General features: G+C 62.3%; 22 protein-coding genes and 4 pseudogenes. 7 read left to right on the top strand and 19 right to left on the bottom strand.

The window, feature by feature from the left end; translation table 11 throughout:
• Window positions 1-6 precede the first annotated feature (6 nt).
• Both PP1Y_RS21580 and PP1Y_RS21585 read right to left on the bottom strand, forming a co-directional pair.
• Window positions 7-1182 carry an acyl-CoA dehydrogenase family protein gene (locus tag PP1Y_RS21580; RefSeq protein ID WP_013834103.1) on the bottom strand — a complete coding sequence of 392 codons (1176 nt, stop codon included), beginning with the start codon at window positions 1180-1182 and terminating at the stop codon, window positions 7-9.
• 29 nt (window positions 1183-1211) lie between these two features.
• Window positions 1212-2120: an SDR family NAD(P)-dependent oxidoreductase gene (locus PP1Y_RS21585; protein ID WP_013834104.1), complete on the bottom strand. Its 909-nt coding sequence runs from the start codon at window positions 2118-2120 to the stop codon at window positions 1212-1214.
• Window positions 2121-2228: 108 nt separating this feature from the next.
• On the opposite strand from PP1Y_RS21585, the gene PP1Y_RS21590 reads away from it, so the two are divergent.
• The 3 genes from PP1Y_RS21590 to PP1Y_RS21600 all read left to right on the top strand — a co-directional run bounded on the left by PP1Y_RS21590 (window position 2229) and on the right by PP1Y_RS21600 (window position 5148).
• Entirely contained in the window at window positions 2229-2972 is a 744-nt protein-coding gene (locus tag PP1Y_RS21590) for a helix-turn-helix domain-containing protein (RefSeq protein ID WP_013834105.1), read from the top strand.
• A gap of 27 nt (window positions 2973-2999) precedes the next feature.
• Window positions 3000-4157: an acyl-CoA dehydrogenase family protein gene (locus PP1Y_RS21595; protein ID WP_013834106.1), complete on the top strand. Its 1158-nt coding sequence runs from the start codon at window positions 3000-3002 to the stop codon at window positions 4155-4157.
• 103 nt (window positions 4158-4260) lie between these two features.
• Window positions 4261-5148: a MaoC/PaaZ C-terminal domain-containing protein gene (locus PP1Y_RS21600; RefSeq protein WP_013834107.1), complete on the top strand. Its 888-nt coding sequence runs from the start codon at window positions 4261-4263 to the stop codon at window positions 5146-5148.
• On the opposite strand, the pseudogene PP1Y_RS21605 reads toward PP1Y_RS21600, so the two are convergent.
• Window positions 5115-5800, bottom strand: a pseudogene (locus PP1Y_RS21605) (IS630 family transposase); the annotation flags it as partial. The gene PP1Y_RS21600 and the pseudogene PP1Y_RS21605 overlap by 34 nt on opposite strands.
• Window positions 5801-5969: 169 nt before the next feature.
• Between PP1Y_RS21605 and istA the strand changes: the two are divergent.
• Complete coding sequence (gene istA, locus PP1Y_RS21615) at window positions 5970-7475, top strand: IS21 family transposase (protein WP_013832220.1); 1506 nt, start codon at window positions 5970-5972, stop codon at window positions 7473-7475.
• On the top strand, window positions 7472-8341 hold the full coding sequence (gene istB, locus PP1Y_RS21620) for an IS21-like element helper ATPase IstB (RefSeq protein WP_013832221.1): 870 nt from the start codon (window positions 7472-7474) through the stop codon (window positions 8339-8341). The genes istA and istB overlap by 4 nt, the downstream gene beginning before the upstream one ends.
• A 66-nt stretch (window positions 8342-8407) precedes the next feature.
• Here istB and PP1Y_RS26670 read toward each other — a convergent pair.
• Window positions 8408-8692, bottom strand: a pseudogene (locus tag PP1Y_RS26670) (helix-turn-helix domain-containing protein); the annotation flags it as partial.
• Window positions 8693-8851: 159 nt separating this feature from the next.
• On the opposite strand from PP1Y_RS26670, the gene PP1Y_RS21630 reads away from it, so the two are divergent.
• Together PP1Y_RS21630 and PP1Y_RS21635 are read left to right on the top strand one after the other, a co-directional pair.
• Window positions 8852-10066, top strand: coding sequence for an IS701 family transposase (locus tag PP1Y_RS21630; protein ID WP_041559081.1), 1215 nt, complete (start codon window positions 8852-8854; stop codon window positions 10064-10066).
• 297 nt (window positions 10067-10363) lie between these two features.
• Window positions 10364-10555, top strand: a pseudogene (locus tag PP1Y_RS21635) (transposase); the annotation flags it as partial.
• 468 nt (window positions 10556-11023) lie between these two features.
• On the opposite strand, the pseudogene PP1Y_RS21640 reads toward PP1Y_RS21635, so the two are convergent.
• The 15 genes and pseudogenes from PP1Y_RS21640 to gstA all read right to left on the bottom strand — a co-directional run bounded on the left by PP1Y_RS21640 (window position 11024) and on the right by gstA (window position 23662).
• Window positions 11024-12055 (bottom strand): annotated as a pseudogene (locus PP1Y_RS21640) (IS110 family transposase).
• 150 nt (window positions 12056-12205) lie between these two features.
• Window positions 12206-12586 (bottom strand): hypothetical protein, encoded by a 381-nt coding sequence (locus PP1Y_RS21645; RefSeq protein ID WP_013834111.1) that lies wholly within the window; start codon window positions 12584-12586, stop codon window positions 12206-12208.
• A gap of 84 nt (window positions 12587-12670) precedes the next feature.
• Window positions 12671-13471, bottom strand: a complete 801-nt coding sequence (hcaB, locus tag PP1Y_RS21650; RefSeq protein WP_013834112.1) for a 3-(cis-5,6-dihydroxycyclohexa-1,3-dien-1-yl)propanoate dehydrogenase — start codon at window positions 13469-13471, stop codon at window positions 12671-12673.
• A 43-nt stretch (window positions 13472-13514) separates the two neighbouring features.
• Entirely contained in the window at window positions 13515-15014 is a 1500-nt protein-coding gene (locus PP1Y_RS21655; RefSeq protein WP_013834113.1) for an aldehyde dehydrogenase, read from the bottom strand.
• A 19-nt stretch (window positions 15015-15033) separates the two neighbouring features.
• Complete coding sequence (locus PP1Y_RS21660) at window positions 15034-15312, bottom strand: 2Fe-2S iron-sulfur cluster-binding protein (protein WP_051010036.1); 279 nt, start codon at window positions 15310-15312, stop codon at window positions 15034-15036.
• A 4-nt stretch (window positions 15313-15316) separates the two neighbouring features.
• Window positions 15317-15529 carry a 2-hydroxymuconate tautomerase gene (locus PP1Y_RS21665; RefSeq protein WP_013832819.1) on the bottom strand — a complete coding sequence of 71 codons (213 nt, stop codon included), beginning with the start codon at window positions 15527-15529 and terminating at the stop codon, window positions 15317-15319.
• Window positions 15530-16300: a 2-keto-4-pentenoate hydratase gene (locus tag PP1Y_RS21670; RefSeq protein WP_013832818.1), complete on the bottom strand. Its 771-nt coding sequence runs from the start codon at window positions 16298-16300 to the stop codon at window positions 15530-15532.
• 10 nt (window positions 16301-16310) lie between these two features.
• Window positions 16311-17342 (bottom strand): 4-hydroxy-2-oxovalerate aldolase, encoded by a 1032-nt coding sequence (gene dmpG / locus PP1Y_RS21675; protein WP_013832817.1) that lies wholly within the window; start codon window positions 17340-17342, stop codon window positions 16311-16313.
• The gene (locus PP1Y_RS21680) at window positions 17339-18277 is read right to left on the bottom strand and encodes an acetaldehyde dehydrogenase (acetylating) (protein ID WP_013832816.1); all 939 of its coding nucleotides are present in this window, start codon (window positions 18275-18277) and stop codon (window positions 17339-17341) included. The genes dmpG and PP1Y_RS21680 overlap by 4 nt, the downstream gene beginning before the upstream one ends.
• A 25-nt stretch (window positions 18278-18302) precedes the next feature.
• Window positions 18303-19115: a 2-keto-4-pentenoate hydratase gene (locus PP1Y_RS21685; RefSeq protein ID WP_013832815.1), complete on the bottom strand. Its 813-nt coding sequence runs from the start codon at window positions 19113-19115 to the stop codon at window positions 18303-18305.
• Between the two features lie 4 nt (window positions 19116-19119).
• Window positions 19120-20604, bottom strand: a complete 1485-nt coding sequence (locus tag PP1Y_RS21690) for a 2-hydroxymuconic semialdehyde dehydrogenase (protein WP_013832814.1) — start codon at window positions 20602-20604, stop codon at window positions 19120-19122.
• 42 nt (window positions 20605-20646) lie between these two features.
• Window positions 20647-21078 (bottom strand): heme-binding protein, encoded by a 432-nt coding sequence (locus tag PP1Y_RS21695; RefSeq protein WP_013832813.1) that lies wholly within the window; start codon window positions 21076-21078, stop codon window positions 20647-20649.
• 2 nt (window positions 21079-21080) lie between these two features.
• A complete protein-coding gene (locus tag PP1Y_RS21700; RefSeq protein ID WP_013832812.1) occupies window positions 21081-22004 on the bottom strand; it encodes a catechol 2,3-dioxygenase in 924 nt (307 codons plus the stop codon).
• 19 nt (window positions 22005-22023) lie between these two features.
• Window positions 22024-22875, bottom strand: coding sequence for an alpha/beta fold hydrolase (locus PP1Y_RS21705; RefSeq protein ID WP_013832811.1), 852 nt, complete (start codon window positions 22873-22875; stop codon window positions 22024-22026).
• A 181-nt stretch (window positions 22876-23056) separates the two neighbouring features.
• Window positions 23057-23662, bottom strand: a complete 606-nt coding sequence (gene gstA, locus PP1Y_RS21710; RefSeq protein WP_013832810.1) for a glutathione transferase GstA — start codon at window positions 23660-23662, stop codon at window positions 23057-23059.
• Window positions 23663-23702 lie beyond the last annotated feature (40 nt).

Here is a 23702-nt window from a genome sequence, read left to right on the forward strand (position 1 = left end):
GCTCGGTCATTCCCACGTTCCGGCGTGGAATTCACGCAGCATACGTTTGGCGATCTGCAATTGAAGGATCTGCGTGGTGCCTTCGTAGATGCGATAGACGCGGGCATCGCGGTAGAAGCGTTCGGCATCGTATTCCGCCAAATAGCCCGCCCCGCCATAGACTTGCACGCAGCGATCGACCACGCGGCCACACATTTCCGAGGCGAAGACCTTGAACGCGGCAGCCTTGCGCAGCACGTTCTCGCCGCAATCGGCGCGGGCGGTGACATCGGCCATCATGCATTCGGCGGCATAGATTTCCGTCTCGCTTTCCGCGAGCATCTGCTGGATCAGCTGGAAATTGGCGATCGGCTCGCCAAAGGCCTTGCGCTCCGTCGCATAGCGCAGCGCCGAATCGAGCGCCCGCTTGGCATAGGCCGCGGAAGCCGCGCCCACCGATATGCGGCCGTTGTCGAGGCTCTTCATCGCGATGACGAAGCCCCGGCCCGTCTCGCCGCCCAGCAGGGCATCGTCGGGCAGATGGACGTCTTCCAGAATGATATCGGCGATCGAACTGCCCGCCTGCCCCATCTTCTTGTCGATCTTGCCGACCGAAACGCCGGGCGTGTCCATCGGCACGATGAAGGCGGAAACGTGCGCGTTCTTGGGCAGGGCTTCCTTGGCGGTGCGCGCCATGATCACCGCCACCCCGGCATAGGGCGAATTGGTGATGTAGCGCTTGGTGCCATTGAGCACCCAGCCCTGGTCGGTCTTCACCGCCGTGGTCTGCATGCCAGCGGAATCGGAGCCCGATCCCGGTTCGGTCAGCCCGAATGCGGCAATCTCGCCCGCCGCGAGCCGCGGCAGCCATTCGGCCTTCTGCGTTTCTGTCCCTCCGTTCTTCAGCGCCGAGCAGACCATGCCGATATTCATCGACACGATCGAGCGGAAGGCCGGCATGGCATAGGACAGGGCATGCACCGTGCGGGCATACTGGCTGATGTTCATCCCCGCGCCGCCGAACTCCTCGGGGATCGTCAGCCCGAACAGGCCCATGTCGCGCATGTCCTGCACGATGTCTTGCGGCAGGGCATCGGCTTCGATCACTTGCTGCTCCGCCGGGACCAGCCGTTCGCGCACGAAACGCTGCAACTGTTCGATGAACTGTTGGAAGTCTTCGACATCCATGCCGGGATTGTTCATGGCGTTCCTAAATGCCGCGAGAGCGGACGTCAGATGGGGTCGTAGGGGAATACATGCGCCGAAACTTCGTCCGCGCGCGCAAAGCTGGGGCTAAAGGAGGGAATCAGCTCGGCGGCTATAGCCTCTGGCGTCCATCCTTCCAGCTTCGTCATCGAACGGAGCGGACGAGGCTTGCAAAACAGCGAGATCTCGTTCTTACGCACCGCGAAGACTTGGTTCGTCACTTCTTTCGAGGCGTCGGAAGCGAGATAGACCACCAACGGCGCGACCTTGTCCGCGCTCATCGACTTGAGTCGCTCGACGCGCCGCTTCTGATCCTCCGTTTCAACGGGGATCGATCCCGTCATCCGACTCCATGCGAATGGCGCGATGCAATTGGAGCGCACCCCGGCGCGTGCCATGTCGAGCGCGATGGACTGCGACAGGCCAACTATCGCGAGCTTGGCCGCGCTGTAGTTCGCCTGACCGATGTTGCCGATCAGGCCCGATGTCGAGGTGAAGTGGATGAAACTGCCTGACCGCTGCTCCCGGAAATAAGGCGTCGCAGCCTTCGACACGTTGAATGAGCCGTGCAGGTGGACATCGATCACCGCGCGCCAGTCCTCTTGGCTCATCCGATGCCAAATTGCATCGCGCAGGATTCCGGCATTGTTGATCACGGCATCGATCCGACCGAACTGCTGCACGGCAGCCTCGATGATCGACGCTGCGCCGCGCGGATCGGCCACGCTCGCAAGATTAGCATGGGCCCGCCCACCCGCGGCAAGAATGTCCTCGACAGTTCGCCTGGCAGGCTCCGCGTCCGCGCCATCGCCAGTGCCGCTCCCCCCCAGATCATTGACCACCACCGATGCGCCATGACGTGCGCAAAGTAGGGCGATTTCCCGACCGACCCCGCGACCAGCGCCGGTCACGGCTACCACTTTGCCTGCAAGCATGTCCATTTTGCAGCCCCTCCGTCCCGAGGCACCCACCCTACGATCAGATGCCCCCCTCATTCAACATTAAAGATTGCATTGCATATATCTGAAAGATAAAAGCCGAATTTGGTAGCTCCGGTTCGCTCGGAATCTCATGCAATTGCAATTCTCCATCTGCTTTCGAACCGGAGCGAGGCCCAAACCTTGACTCAGATCGCGCGATCCGTCGGCCTCAGTCCTTCGAGTTGCCTGAACTTGCTCAAGACCCTTCTTTGGGAAGGAGCAGTGGAAATGAAAACAGGCAAACGCTATGAGCTTGCCGAATCTTGGAGCGGCATCCGCGGCCTCGTAGAAGATCGACGAGCGCAGTTCATTTCCCGTGCTCAGTCCCAGTTGACCTGGTTTGCAAGGAACCACAACGCTACCGTCGGCCTCTGGAACGTGAGCAGGTCCGAACGCGTGAAATTGATTGCACTGGGCGAAAATGAATCTCCCACCCGTATCCTTCTCGCATTGGGGCAACGCCAGCCTTTAGGTGCTGGCTCCATCGGTAGAGCCCTTGCCGCAGAGCAAGATATCGACAAGGCGGAGATGCGGCGAAGATTTGCTGAATGCCGCTGGGCGCGCCCGCTGGACTTCACCGAATTTGCCGCGCAGGTAGAGCAGTCCCGACGGGATGGCTTTGCCACCGATAACGGCTTCGCCTTCGCCGGTGTTGCATCCGTCGCCTGCTTTCTAGCCGCCGACTTAGGACCATACTGCGTTTCGGCCTCCGTTTTCGCGGGAATGCGTGACGTGGCTGAGATGCGCAAACTCGGACTCGGATTGCGCCGGACCGCCGCAACGATCAAAGCTGCCGAAATGCCCTAATAGTAGTTTGATAGGGTGAATCCAGCTATGCACGAAGAACCTAGCTTTGACGAAATCCGCAATGCAGTCCGCAGACTTTGCGCGGATTTTCCGTCCCACTATTGGATGGAACTTGATCGGAACCGAAGCTATCCCACATCTTTCGTCAAGTCGTTAACCGACGCGGGTTTCCTGTCTGTCCTCATTCCTGAAGAATTCGGCGGCTCGGGGCTAGGGCTTGGCGCGGCGACAGCTGTTCTTGAGGAAATTCATCGCACCGGTTGCAATGGTGGCGCGTGCCATGCCCAGCTATACACCATGGGCACGCTACTGCGCCACGGTTCGACGGAACAGAAGGCGCGCTACCTGCCGGGCATCGCCAGCGGCGCGCTGCGTCTGCAGGCCTTTGCCGTGACCGAGGCAGGAGCCGGGTCGGACACCACCCGGATCACAACCACAGCACGCCGCGATGGCGACGATTACGTGATCAACGGCCAGAAGATCTGGATCAGCAGAGCCGAGCATTCTGATCTGATGGTCCTGTTGTGCCGTACAACGCCGCGTGATCAGGTTCCGCGTTCGTCTGACGGCATGAGCGTTCTGATTGTGGAGTTACGCGAAGCCTTGGGAAGAGGTCTTACAGTAAGCCCCATACGCACGATGCTCAATCATGCGACGACCGAACTGTTCTTTGATGACCTGCGTGTCCCAGCCCAGAATCTTATCGGAGTAGAGGGTCAAGGTTTTCGATACATCCTCGACGGGATGAACGCAGAACGAATTCTGATCGCGTCGGAATGCGTTGGTGATGCGCGTTTCTTCATTGATCGGGCCAGCGACTACGCCAAGCAGCGCCACGTTTTCAACCGTCCGATCGGCCAGAACCAAGGGGTACAGTTTCCCATCGCCCGCGCTTTCGTGCAGGCAACATCGGCGGCGCTTATGGTCGAGCATGCCGTCTCAAGGTACGAAACGGGACAATCCTGCGGAACCGAAGCGAACATGGCCAAACTAGCCGCTTCGGAGGCTTCATGGTTTGCGGCGGACATGTGCCTCCAAACGCACGGCGGGTTCGGCTTTGCTGAGGAATACGATATCGAACGCAAATTTCGGGAGACCCGCCTCTATCAAGTCGCGCCAATCTCGACCAATCTCATCCTCAGCCATGTAGCGACCCACGCATTGGGCCTCCCAAAGTCGTTTTGAAGAGCCGACACCGCCTCGTCGCCACCTGGCGGGCTGACAGAACCGACCGCCTTTTGAAGACGTTCAATTTGATGAATACCTCTTTTCGAGGATATCGGATGCCATGCCGCTAGATGTATCCAAGTTGATGGCCTTCCCCATTCCTGATGGCAGGCAGGAAATCTACGCGCGCGACGTCGCATTCTATGCCTTGTCCGTGGGCATGGGCCAAGATCCACTTGATGCGCGACAACTCCCCTACGTCAATCCTGCGGCGAGGCTGAAGATCATGCCGTCGATAGCGTTGGTCATGGCCCATCCTGGCTTCTGGCTCGCCGATCCAGCCACAGGCGTCGATCCCGCGAGCGTCCTGCATGCCGAGCAAAGTTTCGATCTGCTCGCGCCAATCCCGGCTGCAGGCATTGTAATCAGCCGGAGCCGCATCACCGACCTGATCGACAAGGGCCCTGGTAAGGGTGCCTTATTTGTCACTGAAACCCAGCTCTATGACGGTATGAATCGTAATTTTGCACGGCTAGAAAGAACCACGTTCATACGCGGCGCAGGCGGGTTCGGGGGGAAAAACCCTCCCAAGGACGCTATCGACATGCCAGAGCGTGCACCCGATCATGTGATCGAATTGGCGACACGCCCCGAACAGGCGTTCTTCTACAGTCTCAACGGCGATACCAACCAAATTCACCTAGATCCTGCAGCAGCGACAGACGCCGGGCTTAAGCGCCCAATATTGCAAGGGCTATGCACGGCAGGACTGGTTTGCCATGCTTTGCTTCGGTCGCTCGCCAACTATGATGAAACCAGATTGACCAGCGTCCGCTTGCGCTTCAGTGATATCGTCTTCCCGGGAGAAACCATAAGAGTTGAAATCTGGGACTGCGGTGCCTTCCGGGCATACGCGGCAGAACGGAACGTCATGGTGATCGATCGCGGACGATGCGCCATTAGAGCGATTTTCGATCATGCTGGATCATATCCGCAAGAACTGAAGTAGTTTGCGCATTCGTCAGGCAGGAAGATGTGTACGAGCCTTCCGATCAGGGACCACAAGCCGCTGACGGTCCTCTCTTCAGCCTTTCGCAGCATGGCCTTGAGGCGGGCGAAGGCCTTTTCGATGGGATTGAAGTCCGGACTGTAGGGCGGCAGGAAGCATAAGCTCGCTCCCGCTGCTTCGATCCGCTCGCGCACCGAAGGGCGCTTGTGGCTCGACAGATTGTCCATGATGACGATGTCCCCGGGGCGCAGTTCGGGCAGCAGCACATGGGTGACATAGGCCTCGAACCAGTCGCCATTGATCGGACCGTCCAGCACCATCGGCGCGACCATGCCGGACATGCGCAGGCCCGCAACCAGCGTGGTGGTCTTGCGGTGGCCGTGGGGGAAGCCCATCCGCAACCGCTCGCCCTTCGGGCAGCGACCATGGCTGCGGGTCATGTTGGTTGCGGTCCATGTCTCGTCGATGAACACAAGGCGTTCGGGCTCAAGGTCGATCTGGCCATCGAACCAGTCCTGACGCTGCTTCAGAATGTCGGGACGGTCCTGCTCGATAGCGTGGCCAGTCTTTTTTTGCGCGTCATGCCCCGGCGCGCGAAGAAGCGATGAAGCCCCGCAACCGAGACGATCAGCCCGATCTCTGTCGCGCGACGATCAGGGTGAGAAAGCGCGACAATCAAGATGAGAATCCGGTGTGTCGGGATCGGCGGAGGGCGTAGCCCGTAGCCGGTCCCGACACACCGGAGGCGCTCTTTGCGGGGTGCCTGTGATGGTCGTGGTGGCCGCTATGCATCGGGTTTTCCGGGGAGGAGGACCTGGCGTGTGGCCGGCCGACACATCAACGATCATCAGGTGAGACTTTTCATGACCAACAGACGTAATAACCCCGTCGCTCTGGCGGCGGCGAAGGCCGGGTTCAGCCCGGCGACGGGCTATCGGGTTTTGCAGGACGCCCGGTTGCCATCACAGCGGCAAACACCGCGCAGCCGGCGCCGGCCCGATCCCCTTGCCGGTATCTTCGATGAAGTGGTGGTGCCGATGCTGGAGGCTGCTCCCGGCCTTCGGCCCATAGCGATCTTCGAGGAACTGCGGCGCCGATATCCCGAGACCGTGTTCGGCTCCCGGCGAACCCTGGAGCGGCGCATTCGCGACTGGCGCGCCATGAACGGGCAAGATCGCGAAGTCATTTTCCGGCAAGTGCACGAGGCGGGGCGGCTCGGCCTGTCCGATTTTACGTGCATGGACGATCTGGCAGTTTCGATCGCCGGACAGCCGCTGGACCACCTGCTCTATCACTTCCGGCTGCCTTGCGGCGGCTTCGAGCACGGACACGTCATCCTGGGCGGCGAGAGTTTCGTTGCCTTGGCCGAAGGGCTGCAGAACGCGCTCTGGTCCGCAGGCGGTGCGCCGAAGCTTCATCGCACCGATAGCCTGTCAGCCGCCTTCCGCAATCTGGACGCCGATGCCAAGATCGACCTGACCAGGCGCTATGACGCGCTCTGTGCCCATTATGGAATGGAGCCCACGAGGAACAACCGGGGCATTGCCCATGAGAACGGCGCGATCGAGAGTGCCCATGGCCATATCAAGGCTGCCGTGAAGGATGCGCTGCTGCTGCGCGGTAGCGGCGACTTCGCCGACCTTGCCGACTATCGCCGCTTCATCGACGAGGTCGTAAATGCGCGCAACCGGCGGCACGGCCCCGGGATCGATGCCGAACGCAAGTTCCTGCAGCCGCTGCCGGACGTGCGCACCACCGACTACGAGGAGATCCTCGTGACGGTCACGTCCTCGGGCGGCTTCACGCTGCGCAAGGTGTTCTACACGGTCCCATCCCGCCTGATCGGGCACCGTTTGCGGGTCCGCCTGTATGATGACCGCCTCGACGTCTTCATCGGCGGCACGAGGCTCATGACCCTGCCGCGCGGCCGCGCGGGCATGAACGGGAAGCACGGCCACGTCGTCGATTACCGCCACGTGATCCATTCCCTGCGCCGCAAACCCATGGCGCTGCTGGGCCTGGTCTATCGCGACAGCCTGTTCCCGCGAGATGCCTATCGCCTGATGTTCGACCACTTGCTGGAAGTTCAAGGCGAGCGGGAGGCATGCCGCACTACCGTCGCACTTCTGGCCATGGCCCACGAACGCGCCTGCGAGGCCGAGCTCGCCGCGCTCCTGACCGAGGATCTGACCGCGCGCCGAACACCGTGCCTGACAACCTTGCGGGCCCGGTTTAGTCCGGACCCTGCCGATCTGCCCGAAGTCGTGGTCCAACTGGTGCCGCTCTCGATCTACGACGGACTGATCGAACAGGGAGAAGCCGCATGAACGCAGCTCCCATGATCGATGCACAGCGCCTCAGCCTCATGCTCAACGAGCTGCGCCTGCCCACCATCAAGCACATCTGGGGGGACTTTGCCGCCCAGGCGGACAAGGAAGGGTGGCCGGCCAGCAGGTTCCTCGCCGCGCTCGCCGAACACGAACTCGCCGAACGAGATCGCCGCCGGATCGAGCGTCATCTGGCAGAGGCCCATCTGCCCGCGGGCAAGACCCTGGACTGCTTCGCCTTCGATGCCGTGCCGATGATCTCCAAGGCTCAGGTCATGGCCCTGTGCGCCGGCGATGGCTGGCTCGAGCAAGGCGCCAACCTCATCCTGTTCGGTCCGCCCGGCGGCGGCAAAACCCATCTTGCCGCGGCAATCGGCCTCGCACTGGTGGAACGGGGCTGGAGGGTTCTGTTCACCCGAACTTCCGACCTCGTGCAACGCCTGCAGGTCGCGCGGCGCGAACTCGCACTTGAATCCGCCATGGCCAGGCTCGACAAATACCACCTGCTCATTCTCGACGACTTCGCCTACGTCTCGCGCGATCAGGCCGAGACGTCGGTGCTCTTCGAGCTGATCAGCGCACGCTACGAGCGACGGTCGTTGCTGATCACCGCCAACCAGCCCTTCGGCGAATGGAACAGGGTCTTCCCCGATCCCGCGATGACGCTCGCCGCCGTGGACAGGCTCGTGCACCATGCCACCATCTTCGAGATGAACGTCGAAAGTTACCGGCGGCGCACCGCACAGGCCAGGCGCACCGGTGCCGGGCGCCCCGCCGCCTACACCACGCCAAAGGTCCTCGAGACCATCCGCGACAATCAGGATGAGAACGACGACCTTGCCAGCGACAATCAAAACAGGCACTGATCGACGCGCCGCGACAATCACATTCTCATCCTGATTGACGCGCAATCCTCATCCAGTTTGTCGCGCTACACCGATCTCGGTCAGCGCCACGCGCAGTTCCTCAAGCGAGATGTCCTTGCGGGTCTCCCAGATCGCCAGAATCTCCGCCGCCCGTTCCTCGACCTGGCGAGACCGCATGTCCCCGCCCTGGGGCTTGGGCGCAAAGCTCCCGGTCGCCCGGCGCTGCGCCTGCCACCGGATCGCCGTCGAGGGCGCAACCCCAAAGCGGTCGGCGGCCGCACGGCAACTCATGCCATCATCAACTGCCGCTAAAAGCCGAACGCGCAAATCCATCGAAAGCGGGTGACCCATGCCTGCCAGCCTCCTTTGCCGGCAGACACTCTGAATCAGAAATCCTACCCAAGAGAAATCCCATTACGATTCACAACGCTCGAAATCCGCTCTAGTACTACAGTTGCGTTTGTTATCAAATTCTGATTCTCTGCGCGTGATCAGCGGAGGATTTGGATCATGGCGGTGGCAGAGTGGGCGGGGACGCTGGTTGATTGGCGGGCAGCGCTTGACGAGTTGAAGGCGCACCTTGCCCCGGCGTTGGGCCGGGCTGAGACGCGGACCTCAGCTGGAGCTTTCATCGATGGGCTCCTTTCGGGTGCTGAGCGCAAGACGGGATGGATGCTGGCGGAGGAGGCGGGACTGGATCGGCCCTATCGGATCCAGTCGCTGCTCGGCCGGAGCGCATGGTCGGCGGATGTGCTGCGTGAGCGCGTGCAGGATTACGTCATGGCTGCTCTTGGCGACAACGATGGCGTGCTTGTCGTGGATGAGACGGGGTTTGTGAAGAAGGGCGCGCATTCGGTGGGGGTGGCGCGGCAATATACGGGTACAGCCGGGCGGATCGAGAACAGCCAGGTCGGTGTGTTTCTGGGCTATGCCAGTAGATACGGCCACGCTCTGGTCGATCGCCGACTCTATCTGCCCAAGGTCTGGGCCGAGGACAGCGAACGCCGCCGGAAGGCGAGCGTGCCCGAGGACGTTGCTTTCGCCACCAAGCCGGTCATGGCAAGGGAGATGATCGCGGCCGCACTGGATGCCGGCATTTCCTGCGCCTGGGTGCTTGCCGATGCGCTATATGGCGCGGATTACAAGTTGCGCCGCATGCTGGAGGATCGCGGCCAGCCCTATGTCCTGGCGGTGCGCTCCAACCAGCATCTGCGGTTCCTCACGCAAGAGGGCCTCGTCCAAACCGATCCAGCTTATCTGGCAGGGGAACTCGAAGCGGATGACTGGCATGCTCTGTCTGCGGGCGAAGGCGCCAAGGGGCCACGGCTGTATCACTGGGCGCGCCTGCCCTTGAACTGGACAACGCAACACGGTTTCGAGCGCTGGCTGCTTTTTCGCCGCAGCCTCAAGAACCCCGACGAGATTGCCTACTATTTCGCTCATGCGCGCGAAGGGGTTTCGCTCGCGGAACTGGCCGGAGCAGCGGGCCTGCGCTGGACTATCGAGGAATGCTTCCTGCGCGCCAAGGATGATCTCGGTCTCGATCATTGCGAGGCCCGCTCCTGGCATGGCTGGCATCGCCACATGACGCTGGTCATGGCTGCCGCCGCATTTCTTGCCAAGCTCGCCGCCGATCAACACCGCGCCGCCTGGATCCACACCGAACCCGAACCCGGCAATCCAGGCAAACGGGACAAAACGAGTCCGGATCGACGGGCAGCATGACGCATCCACTTCAGGGCTTGCTCACAACACCGGAAATCCGGCGGCTCATCGCAAAGCTCATATTCGCTGCTCAAGGCCATCCCGTCTTCATATGGGCATGGTCCCGATGGCGGCGAATACACCAGTTCGTCGCAGCTCACTGCCACCGAAGAAAGCGGCTTCATCCGCAACTGTAGTACTAGAGCATTTTTCGATCACTCCGGTTCATAGCCGCACTGCTCTGCCACCTGAAAACTGGATCGTTTTGAGCTAGAGTTTTCGGCCTCAGATTTCCTTGGCTGGGCAAGGAGGCGTGGCATGAAGGCATCGAAGTTTACGGACGCGCAGAAGGCGTTCGTGATCAAGCAGGGTGAGGAAGGTACACCGGTGGCGGAGGTCTGCCGCAAGGCAGGAATCAGCCAGGCGACGTACTTCAACTGGAAGAAGAAATACGCAGGGCTGTTGCCGACGGAGATGCGGCGGCTGCGTGAGCTCGAGGAAAGGTCTGCACCGACACGCGCTGATGCCCATGATCGCTCTCGCATTCCTCCAGCCCCTTCGGCTCAAGCAGGCCAAAGGGGGGAAAAGAGTCTCGGGCCCTCCGCCGAAACCGAGCCTGCCGGCAATTAGGCTGGCTATCATTGACCGCCTGACCAGACCGCCGGACAAGCATGCCCTCACTGCGGCTGCCGACCCTCCCAGCCTAAATCTGCCAAGGTAGTGCTTCTGTAATGGGCCTTTGATCGTCAAGTCCCTCTGAATGATTATCTCGTCGCCAGGGTCATGCTTCTGTCCGTAGTCGGCACGAAGACCGCCACACCATGCCATCAGTTCACCAAGCCGACAGGTCAATCTAGGAAGCGTGCTTCGCCGAAGCAATCACAGCACTACACACGACCTTGCCAAGCCTGCGTCCCGGCGACGGGACCTCATCAGACGCAGTCCTACTACTTGCCCGCGTCAATCACATAGCTCTCCTCATGCCACCACAGGGTTTGCGCTCCAACGAAAGTCCGTCGTATCCATCCACATGCGGTGAAGAACGACACCCAGTTTGCGTGCCAGGGCGACCTTGGCGCGCTTCATCCCGCGGCGCTGCGCCACATCGAGCGCCCAGCGCTTCAGGCTGGAAAAGCGCGTCGCCCGCGTCAACATAATGTGGGCTGCCTCGAACAATGCGGTTCGCACCATCGCGTCGCCGACCTTGCTGACGCGGCCGTCGCGGTCGGTTTCGCCGGATTGATATTTCTTCGGCGTGAGCCCGAAATAGGCACCCACCCTGCTCGATTTTCCGAACCGAGCAGGGCCGTCCACTGCGGACCGATAGGTCAGGGCGACCAGCGCGCCAACGCCAGGTGTGCTCATCAACCGGTGGCAAATTTTGTCTGAGCGCGCAATTTTGAGCATCTCGCGGTGCAGCTTCGTAAACTCGCTCCACAACGCTGCTCGCGCCGTCAGCATGGCGCCGATCACCATCGACAAGGTGGCGTGCCCTCCGATCAGCTCGCGGATGCGTGCCTCGTAACGCCCTCGACTGACTTCGCCGACCTTCAATCCATAGCCACGCAGGACGCCCCGGATGCTGAGCTCAACATCGAGTAGCTTGGACTGCAGAAGCTTTCGGCCAACCAGCAGCGCACGGGTGTCCTAGGCCGACGATGATTTTGCGTGGACCGGGCGGTACCAGCCCATGCGAAGCAGTTGCGCGATCCCCCGCGCATCCTTGCGGTCGGTCTTCACCGTCATCGCCGAAAGCGCAGCCTTCACGTGCCGCGTCTCCAACAAAACAACCTCATGACCCGCAGCTACGAGAGCGGCGTGCAGCCACTGGGATAGCGGACCCGCCTCCAGGCCGAGGCGCACCACCGGCAATTCCACCTGATCAAAATACCTGACCAGGCATTCAGGCTCGCTGCCGACCTTGACTTCGCGCGCCACTTCGCCCGCTGCATCCACCACACACACGCTGCTCTCTTTCAGCGAGACGTCGATTCCGGCATAATAGTCCATGGCTGTTCCTCTCATGATGCTTGAGGCCGATCGCTCGGACCTCGCTTCCAAACATCATCATTCTGAGGGACAGCCAACCAACTGCCTACTCTTGAGACGCCGGCCCATTACGGCATCTAGTTGGTATGCTGGCGTAGATATGGATGCATGTCAGTTATCGACCCGTGTCATCTTGTTCACGATATCTTGAACATCGACCTTTTCAGTGTTGTCGAGCAAAATCGCCACGCGATTCAAGGTAGCGATAGCAGACGTGTATTGACCGTGCGCATAATATGCGTCGATCGGATAGACCACGGTCTTGTCCACCGGAGCACGCTGATAGCTCAGCTGTCCGATCCCGTAGATCGCCAACCCGCCGGCTTCGGCATGGCCCATCATCCGCTCGGCCCGGTCTCTCGTCAGATTGCCGCCGAATTCGACGAGTTCTGGCGGAGCGACGCTAGGTCCGACATGCGTCGGCTTCCACCGCACAGCACCAATGACCCCGGGAATGGTAAGCAAGTCGGTGAAGGGAAATCTCTCAGCCATTGTTTCGATCCTTCTTTTCCGATATCCAGATATACCTGCCGTCCCGGCCGTCCCGGGAAAGCTTGCCGGAACGATCTTGATAGGTCAGCTGCCGGGCCGCTTGCCGATGCCGATGCCACCATCGCTGAGCAGAACCGTTCCGGTCATGTAAGCCGAATCGCGGCGAGAAGCCAAAAGAGCGTAGAGACCCGCATGATCGTCCGGTTCGGCGATCCGCGCGAGCGGCGTCATGCCCGAAATGAGGTCGTCCAGCCCAGGCATTTCCTCCATCTTGGTTTCGGAAAACCCTCCGGTCTTGGTCCCGCTGAGCGGAGTCCGGGTGCCCCCCGGCGCGACGCCATTGACCCGGATATCCGGGGTCAGTTCCCAGGCCAGCTGCCGGATCAGGCCAAGCACCGCGTGCTTCGATGCGACATACAGTGTCCCGCCGCCGCCAGTGTAGTAGCTCGACGTCGAGGCGGTGAAGACGATGCTGCCCTTGGTCTTCCTCAGTTCGGGAATCGCGGCGCGCGCGCCGAAGAAGTACCCTTTGAGGTTGACATCGAAGATTTCATCGAATGTCTTTTCCAGAAGCTCGGGATCCTGCTGCTCGAGCGGCACCATGAAATCCCAGATCCCGACATTGCCGACAAAAACATCCAGCTTGCCGAATGCCCCGACTGTCTCGGCAACGGCCCGGGCATTGTCTGCATAGGAACGGACGTCGCCCGCTACCACGGCGACCTTGTCACCGTGGCGCGAACGCACCAGCTGGGCCTGCTCGTCGTCGCGGACGAGCAGGCCGACCCTGGCCCCTTCTTCGATGTAGCGGGCGACCACCGCCGCACCAATTCCGGTTGCGCCGCCGGTCAGCAGCGCGACCTGTCCTTCGAGCCTTGCAGACAATGCCTCTCTCCTCTTCGAACCGATTGTGCAGGTTGGACAAACCTTATTGGTCGAACATCCCCACGCGCCCTTCCTGCAGATTGACGATAACCGACTTGGTCTGCGTGTAGTGGTTCAGCACCTCATGGCTGAATTCACGACCGAAACCGCTCTGCTTGTATCCGCCCAGCGGCATGTTGGGCTTGAGGTTGTAGTAACGGTTGATCCACACCGTTCCGGTTTCAAGCTTGCGGGCAATCCGGTGCGCGCGGGCGATGTCCCTGGTCCAGACGCCGCCGGCCAGGCCATAGGTCGTGTCGTTGGCCAGTGCCATCATAGCGTCCTCGTCGTTCCAGGACAGCACGCTGGTGACCGGACCGAAGATTTCCTCGCGGGCGATGCGCATCGAGTTGCTGACATTGGTGAAGACCGTGGGCTTGATGAAATGCCCGTCGGCCAGGCTATCGTTCCGGCTGCCGCCGGTGAGGACGGTCGCGCCTTCTTCGGTGGCCAGCTGGAGATAGCTCTGGACCTTGTCCATCTGCATCTGCGAAGCCTGCGCACCGAGCTGGGTAGCAAAGTCCAGAGGATCGCCCTGGCGGATGCCTTCGAGGGCCACCTTGAACTTGGCGAGGAACTCTTCCTGGATCGATTCGTGCAGGAACAGCCGCGAACCGGCCAGGCAGACCTCGCCCTTGTTGAGCACGGTCGACATCGTGGCGCTCTCCACTGCGGCATCGATATCGGCATCCGCGCAAACGATGTGTGCCGACTTTCCGCCCAGTTCCAGGGTCTGGGGAATGATGTTCGACGAAGCATACTGGATGATTCGGCGAGCCGTCGCCACCGAACCGGTGAACGCGACCTTGCGGACATCCTCGTGGGTCACCAGCGCTTCACCGACGTCGGCACCGTAGCCGGTCACGACGTTGATTACGCCCGGGGGCAGCAGGTCGGCCATTTCGACGAAGAATTCGATCACCGAAAGGCAGACGGTTTCCGCGGGCTTAAGCACAACCGTATTGCCCGAAGCCAGGGCCGGCGCGATCTTGCAGGCCATCATCAGGATCGGAACGTTCCAGGGGATGATCTGCGCGCAAACGCCCAGAGGCTCGCGATGGACGATGCCGATCGCATCGGGAAAGTCCAGCGTCTGGCCGTGCAGTCCATAGGCCGCGCCGGCGAACACTTCGAACTGGCCGATCGCCTGCGGCATGTCGAAGTACATCGATTCGCGGATCGGCTTGCCGTTGTTCAGGGTTTCGAGCGTCGCGTAGTGCTGGTGGCGCGCCTTGAGCCTGCGGGCGACCTCGATCAGGAGTTCCTGGCGCTGGGCGGGCGAGCTTTCCGACCACTTCGGGAAGGCGGCCTTGGCCGCCGCGACCGCGCGCTGGATGTCCTTGGCGTTGCCGGCCTGGATCTTGGTGAGTACCGCCCCGGTCGCCGGGTTGATCAGGTCGATCGTCTTGCCGCTGTCGCCCGAAACCCATTCACCGCCGATGAAGTGTCCGTATTCGGGCTTGATGCCGTATTCGTTTTCCGCGCTCTTCAGTTGGGTAGCCATTTCAAATCTCCTTCCAAACCTATTCCACTGCAATGACCAGGTCTCCGGCCGGAAACAGTCGGCACGCCAGGGCATAACCTGCCCGGCGATCGCTATCCGGCACCTTCGCCGCACTCATCTTGCCGGTCCGGTAATCGCCTTCGACTACCTTCACCCGGCAAATTCCGCAGCCGCCGCCCCGGCAACCAACTCCGATATCGCCGGCACCACAGCGTTCCATTGCGAGGAGGACCCGCTCGTCCTCGCCGCAGGTAAACTCGCCGCCGCCGATCACGCGGATTTGATGGAGGCCGGTCACTGTCCTAGCCTTGTCCAGCTGCCTTCGCGGCCGCTTTGGCCGCAAAGGATTCTCCACCCACCGCGAAATGGCCTGGCGGCATCTCGCGCAGGATGATGCGAACCGATTCGCGCGGCGCACCGATCGATTCGATGGCGGCAGCGGTCAAAGCCCGGATCAACCGCTCCTTGTCGTCGGGAGTCCTCCCTTCGAGCATGTTGACCTCGATGATCGGCATTCAGGCCTCCACCTGGAACATGACCGAACCCAGCCCCTGGACGGTCGTGCGCACCGTCTGGCCAGGCGCCAGATTGGGCGCGGCGGTGATCCCGCCCGCCATCACGATGTCCCCGGCAGAAATCTCCTCACCCGCTTCGGCGACAAGCCTGGCTGCCGCGACCAGCGAGCGCAGGGGGTGGCCGAGAATCGCGGCGGTCGATCCGACCTGCGTCACTTCCCCGTCGATTTCGAGGTATACGCCGAGGTTCGAAAAATCCATTGCGGGATCGTTCCAGGAGCCGATCACCAGCCCGGACGACGACGTGTTGTCGGCGATGACATCGGACAGCGCGAACTTGAAGTTTTCATAGCGGCTGTCGATGATTTCCATGGCCGGGGCAATCGCCTCGACCGCCGCCAGCGCGGCCGCCGCGGTCACCTTGCCGGCCAGCGGCGCCTTCATCAGGAAGGCGACTTCCGGCTCGACCCGCGGATGGACGAAGCGCGCCCGCGATATGGCCGTGCCCTCCTCGATCAGCATGGCATCCGTCAGCCGCCCCCAGGCGACCTCGTCGACCCCGACCTGCAGCATCTTGGCGCGGCTCGTCAGCCCCATCTTGACCCCGATGCGGCGCTCGCCCCGCGCCAGGCGCCGCGCGACCGACAGTTTCTGGACCCGGTACGCATCGGCGACGCTCAGGTCGGGATCGGTATGGGTGAGCTGCGGAGTGGCACGCGCGTGCAACGCTGCGCTGTCGAGGGTTTCGGCGTATCGCTCAAGTTTGTCCATTGCCTTGGGCCTATGCTGCGCGTGCGGACACAAGATCGAGCGCGACATCGACGATCATGTCTTCCTGCCCCCCGACCATCCGGCGCTTGCCCAGTTCGATCAGGATTTCGCGCGTATCCAGCCCATACTGTTCGGCGGCCTTTTCCGCGTGGCGCAGGAAGCTCGAATAGACCCCCGCATAGCCCAGGCTCAGCGTTTCGCGATCCACCCGCACCGGGCGGTCCTGCAACGGACGGATGATGTCCTCTGCTGCGTCCATCAGTGCCATCACGTCGCAGCCATGGTTCCAGCCCTTGCGGTCGGCGGCGGCGACGAACACCTCGAGCGGCGCGTTGCCGGCCCCTGCCCCCATTCCGGCAAGGCTCGCATCGATCCGCACCGCGCCTTCCTGGGCCGCGACGATCGAGTTGGCCACACCGAGCGAAAGGTTGTGGTGGGCGTGGATGCCGCGCTGGGTTTCCGGCTTGAGGACGCGGTCATAGGCCCGCAGGCGATCGCGCACCCCGTCCATGTCGAGCGCGCCGCCGCTGTCGGTCACATAGACACAGTGCGCCCCATAGCTTTCCATCAGAATGGCCTGCTGCGCCAGCGCCTCGGGATCGATCATGTGGCTCATCATCAGGAAGCCCGAAACATCCATGCCGAGATCGCGGGCAATGCCGATATGCTGCTTGGCGACATCGGCTTCGGTGCAATGGGTGGCGACCCGGACCGAGCGCACGCCGAGCGCGTAGGCGCGGCGCAGTTCCTCGACCGTGCCGATGCCCGGCACCAGCAAGGTGGTCAGCACGGCGTTCTTGATCACGTCGGCGGCGGCTTCGATCCATTCCCAGTCGGTATGGGCGCCGAAGCCGTAATTGAACGAGCTGCCGTTGAGGCCGTCACCGTGCGACACCTCGATCGCATCGACGCCGGCATCGTCCAGCGCCTTGGCGATGGTGCGGACGCTGTCGGTGCCGTACATGTGAAGAATGGCATGCATCCCGTCACGCAGGGTGACGTCCTGGATGTAGAGCTTGCCGGTTTCGGGGTTGAAGGTCATGCTGCCACCTTTGCGAGGCGTTGTTGGGCCATGCGTTCGCCGGCTGCCTTGGCGGCAGCGGTCATGATGTCTAGGTTTCCGGAATACTTGGGAAGATAGTCGCCAGCGCCCTCGACTTCGAGAAACACGCTGGTCTTCAGGCCGACGAATTCCCCGTATCCGGGGATCTTCAGCGGCCGGTTCGAGCCGAACCGTTCGAACTGCACTTCCTGCTTGAGGCGATAGCCGGGGACATAGGATTGGACGGTTTCGACCATTTCCTTGATCGAGGCGCGGATGGCGTCCTCGTCGACCTGATCGGTCAGCGTGAAGATCGTGTCGCGCATGATCATCGGCGGCTCGGCGGGGTTGAGGATGATGATCGCCCGGCCGCGGCCGGCTCCGCCCACCGTTTCGATCGCCTTCGCGGTGGTGCGGGTGAACTCGTCGATGTTCGCGCGCGTCCCCGGACCCGCCGAACGCGACGACACCGACGCGACGATTTCGGCGTAATGAACCGGAGTCACCCGCGAAACCGCGGCGACCATGGGAATGGTCGCCTGGCCGCCGCAGGTGACCATGTTGACGTTGCGAATGTTGTCTTCAAGCACCCCGCCGACCGGCGGGACGAAGAACGGCCCGATCGCGGCCGGGGTCAGGTCGACCACCAGCTTGCCATCGGCCTGCAGGGCGGCATCGTGTTCCTTGTGGGCGTAGGCCGACGTCGCATCGAAGGCGATGCCGATTTCGGGGTAGACCGGCAGCTTGCGCAGCCCGTCGATTCCCTCGTGGGTCGTCATCACGCCGCGTTCGCGGGCCATGGCGAGCCCTTCCGAGGCCGGGTCGATCCCGACCACTGCTGCCAGTTCAAGACTATCGGACCCTTTGAGCAGCTTGATCATCAGGTCGGTTCCGATATTTCCGGAGCCGATGATGGCGCACTTCATCTTGGTCATGCTTCGATCTTCCCGTTAACCTGCGTCAGCCGGCTTCGGCGGCGAAAGCCGCCCGCACCGTACCGACCCCATTGATCCTCGCTTCCACGACATCGCCGCGCGCGACTCCCGCCATCGGCCCGAGCGCGCCGGACAGGATCACGTCGCCTTCAAGCAGCGGACGCCCCACCTTGGCCATCACCCGCGCCAGCCACAGCGCTGCGGTGATCGGGCTGCCGAGGCAGGCAATCCCCGCACCTACCGAGATCGGCTCGCCCTTCACTTCCATCACCATGCCGCATTCGCGCAGGTCGAGCGCCTCGAGCTTGCGCGGCACCGCGCCAAGCACGAACAACCCGCTCGAGGCGTTGTCGGCGACGGTGTCCCAGATCCGGATGTCCCAGTTGGCGACCCGGCTGTCGACGATCTCGATCGCGGGCACGAAATATTCGACCGCGCGGATCATCTCGGCGGTGGTGAGATCGGGATGAGGCAGATCACGGCCGACCACGATCGCGATTTCCGCCTCGACCTTGGGCTGGATGACCTGATCGAGCGAGATAGGAAACCCTTCGGGCACGTCCATGTCGGAGAACAGCATGCCGTAATCGGGCTGGTCAACGCCGAGCTGGCGCTGCACCGCCAGCGAGGTCAGCCCGATCTTGCGGCCGACCAGGCGCCGCCCGCTGTCAAGGGCGTGCCGGGTGTTGATTTCCTGCACGGCGTAGGCGGCATCCACCCCGCCGGCCGAAATGAGATCGCGGATCGGCGCTACCGGCTTGCCGCTGGCAGCCGCGCCCCGCAATTGCTCGGCCGCCTGTTGAATCGCCTTGGGATCGATCTTGGTTTCAGTCGTCATGGTGTCAAAGCTTCACGCAGATGTTTTCGGTTTCGGTATAGAATTCGAGGCTGTGCACACCGCCTTCGCGGCCGATCCCGGAATGTCCGGAACCGCCGAAGGCGGTGCGCAGATCGCGCAGGAACCAGCAATTGACCCAGCACACGCCAACCTGCATCGCGGCGGCGACGCGGTGCGCCCGCGAGAGGTTTTCGGTCCAGATCGTCGCGCACAACCCGTAGTCGGTGTCGTTGGCCAGGCCGATCACCTCGTCTTCGGCATCGAAGGGAATGACCCCGCAGCACGGGCCGAAGATCTCTTCGCGCATCACCGAACTGTCGTGCGCCAGGCCCGTCCACAGCGTCGGCTCGACATAGAAGCCGCCCGCTGCGTCACCCGACAGCGCGGGAACCCCGCCGCCGGTGACGACAGTGGCACCTTCGGCCACCGCGCGGGCGTAATATCCCAGCACCTTTTCCTTGTGCTCGGCGCTGATCAGCGGCCCCAGATAGGCCTTATCGCCGGTCGCGCCGGGCTTGAACGCCTTGGCCGCCGCCGTCATCCGCTTGACGAAATCATCGAAAACCGGCCGCTCGACATAGACCCGCTCGGTTCCGAGGCAGACCTGCCCGGTGTTGAGAAACACCGAGCGCGAAAGTCCTTCGACCACCTTGTCGAGATCGGCGTCGGCAAACACGACGGCCGGATTCTTTCCGCCAAGCTCGAACGAAATATCGCGCACCCCGACCGCGGCCTTTTGCATGATCGCCTGGCCGGTGCCGGTCTCGCCGGTAAAGGTAATCGCGTCGACATCGGGGTTCGAGGTCAGGAATTCACCGGCCGAGCCGCCCCCGAAGCCGTGCACCACGTTGTAGACACCCTCGGGCATCCCGACCGCGTTCATGACCTCACCCAGCAGCGCCGCGGTCCGCGGTGTCTCCTCGGAGGGCTTGACCACAACTGTGTTGCCGCAAGCCAGCGCCGGGCCGACCTTCCAGGTCATCAGTAGAAGGGGAAAGTTCCACGGGCAGATCACTGCGATCACACCCTTGGGTTTGCGCACGACGTAGTTCAGCGCCTTCCCGCCATCGGGCGTCGCCGTGGCGAAGGATTCGGTCGGGGTAGTGGCAATGACGTCGGCGAACATCCGGAAGTTAGCGGCGCCGCGCGGAATGTCGATGTGCGAGGCGACATGGCGCGGCTTGCCGGTATCCGCCACTTCGGCAGCGAGGAAATCGTCCGCGCGGCGTTCGATTTCGGTGGCGACGGCCGAGATGAGCTTGACTCGCTCGGCCGTCGTCATCTTGCCCCACGGACCGTTCAGGGCTTCCCTGGCGGCTGCCACGGCATCGGCAACGTCCTGCTCACTCGCTTCGTGGACGGTGCCGGTCTGCAAGCCGGTTGCCGGATCGATATTGGCGAACGTCTTGCCGGTGCTCCCACGGCGATAGGAGCCCCCGATGAAGTTCAGGACGGTATCGGTAACGGCCAGGGTGCCTTGGGTTGCCATGGGTTTTTCGTTTCTCCGTAAAGTCTCAATGGTGTCGCGCGCTCAATATTGCGCCGCTCCGATCGCGGTGAGGGCGGCGTTGGCGCACTGCGTATCGAGTTCCTCGGTTCCGCCAGACACGCCGATAGCGCCAACGATCTCGCCAGCGATCATGATCGGCAACCCGCCGCCGAACATGGCGATGCCGGGCTTAGCGGCTATACCCCCGCTTAGCGCCGGGTTGCCTTCGACCATCTTGAAGACGTCAGGCGAGGGAACCTTGAAGCTGGCTGCGGTATAGGCCTTGTCCTGCGCGATCTGCGAGGATGGGAACGGCGCCCCGATGGCGCGCAGCAGGGCGACCAACTCCCCCGTGGCACCAACCACCGCAGCGACGAGAGGGCAGCCCACCTCGCCGCCTTTGGCCACGGCGACCTGCACCGCTTTGGCGGCAAGATCGTGCCCGACCGACCGGATGGTCGCCACCCCGTCCATGCTCAGGTGTTCACCGTCATGAAGCGGTCGTTGAGCGCCTTCTCGTAATAGAAGATCGCCTTGCCGGCATTCTCGGCCTGCCACATCCGGCGCGGATTGTCGGGATAGTAGGTGTAGCCGCCGCTGAAGGTCTCGTTGCGGTTGCCCGACGGGTCGAAGAAGTAGATCGTCTGCCCGCGCGTGATCCCGTGGCGGGTCGGGCCGATATCCAGCGAAATGTCGTAGCGGCTGATGATGTCCGCCGCATGGCCGACATCGTGCCAGGATTCGAGGTTGAAGGAAGTGTGGTGGATCCGCCCGTCTTCGGGATAGCCCAGGAATGCCACGTCGTGCGCCTTGTTGCTGCACGACAGGAAGATGCCAAGGCGCGTGCCCGAAGCCTCGTCCACCAATTCTTCGGTCACCGAGAAATCGAGAGCCTCGACGAAGATCTTCGCGCTAGCCGAAATATCGACACCATTGAGGGCGCAGTGATCGAACCGGGTCGCGCGCATGCCGCGCGGCTCGGCAATCCAGACGTCGGGATTGCGCACGGCCGGCCCGGTTTCGGACAGCTCCATCTCGGCATAGAGATCGAACACGTGGGCGGTCGGCGTGTTGAAGCGGATCTTGCGACCGACGCCGGGATCCTCGCCAGCCGGAATGATATCGACGTGGACCCCCATGTCGAGCAGCCGTTCGGCAAAGTGGTCGAGATCGGCATCCTTGGCGACCTTGAACGCCATCCGGTCGAGCCCGGCGGAATCGGCCTCGCGCAGGATTATGCTGTGGCGATCGAACTCGTCGAAGGCCTGGAAGAACGCCCTTCCGTCTTCGACGCTCACCAGGTTGAGACCGATGCGGTCGCGATAGTGCTGGATTGCCTCATCCAGATCGAGGACGCGCAGCTGGACATAGCCAGGGCGAAGTACACCGGTCAGCGCCATTTCAGATCTCCTTGTCCCTTCAGGCCTTGAGGCCGTTCTCAAAAAATTCGGTCACCATGCGGTTGAAGCTCGCCATGCGTTCGATCTGCACCCAATGGCCGCATTCCGCGAATACGTGCAGGTCGGCGCGCGCCAGCAGGCTGGCCAGGCGCACGGTCGAATCCAGCGGGATCACCTGGTCGAACAGGCCGTGCAGGATGAGCGTTTCATGCTGGAGCGCCGCCACGTCTTCCTCGCGGCTTGCCAGCATCGCGATGTTGCGCTGCCGGTCCGCCCCGCCGAAGGTCGCGTGATAGGGATCGTGCGCTTCCGGACGCGCACTCGCTTCATAGCGCGACTGGATCAGGTCTTCGGTCAGACGGCTGTGGTCCCAGGCCAGGTACTTGAGCGAGGCGCGCATTTCTTCCAGCGAAGGCTGGTAGCCCCAGACCAGATCGAGCGCCGGCGTGATCGGGAAATCGAGCCCTGCCGGCCCCATCAGCACCGCCCGTTCGACCCGATCGGGATGCGCGATCATGAATGCCAGGGTGATGCCCCCGCCGAAGGAATTGCCGACCATCGAGACCTTGTCGATCCCGAGGGCATCCAGCAGCGATGCCACCTGATCGACCCACACCCGCTTGTCTTCGATTCGCCCCTTGGGATCCGAATAGCCGAAGCCGAACATGTCGGGCGCGATGACGCGGAAGCGCTTCGCCAGCTCGGGCATGTTGAGCCGCCAGTTGGCCCAGGCGGTCACCCCGGGTCCCGATCCGTGGATCAGCAGGACGGGTGCGCCCTCGCCCACATCGTGGTAGTTGGTGACGCTGCCATCGACCGTGATGGACTTGCCAATCTCCGGGCGTGCGATGTCGTTGGTTACGGCAGTCATGGCTCTCCCGATCAATTCTCAACCGATTTTTGGCCGGTTGCCTTGCCTGCCATTGCGACAGGCAAGGCAACCGGACTCGTGTTCGTTCGGATTCCCGGCGTTATTGCATAAAACAGAACGCATTTGCAAATGGAGAATGATTCAACCCGATCGCATCATGCCCCAAACCGGCCGGTCCGGCTCACGCCAGGCCTTCGGCCTTGAGCGCCGCGCCGACGGCGGGCCGCTGCGCGATCTTGCCGGCATAGGCGCCGAGCGCGGGGTAGGCGGTCATGTCGATACCGACATAGGCCGGCCAGCCCAGCATCACGAACAGGTAGATGTCGGCCACGCTGAAGGCGTTGCCCGCATAATGGTCACGCCCGGCGAGTTCCTTGTCGAGCGCGGCGAGGTGGTTCTTGACCGATTCTGCGGCCGACGCCTTCGCTTCGTCGGAGGTCCCGGGAGCAAACAGCGGCACGAACGCCTTGTGAAATTCCGAACCGAGAAAGCTGAGGCGGCTCAGCAACCGGTAGCGATCGAGGCTGCCTTCGGCCGGGGCCAGGCCGGATGCGGGGTTCTGGTCGGCAATATACAGCAGGATGGCGGGGTTTTCGGTCAGGGTCTCGCCGCTGTCCAGAGTCAGGGCCGGGACCTTGCCGGACGGATTGACGGCGAGGAAATCCTCGCCCGCCTCGGTCTTGCGTACGGCCAGATCGACCTTGACCGCTTCGAAATCGGCTCCGGTTTCGCGCAGGGCGATATGAGGGGCGAGCGAGCAGGCGCCCGGGCTGATGAACAGTTTCATTGTGCTTCTCCTCTAGGTTTCTTTTCGACGCCAGATCGAT

The organism is Novosphingobium sp. PP1Y, from assembly GCF_000253255.1.
GTDB lineage: Bacteria > Pseudomonadota > Alphaproteobacteria > Sphingomonadales > Sphingomonadaceae > Novosphingobium.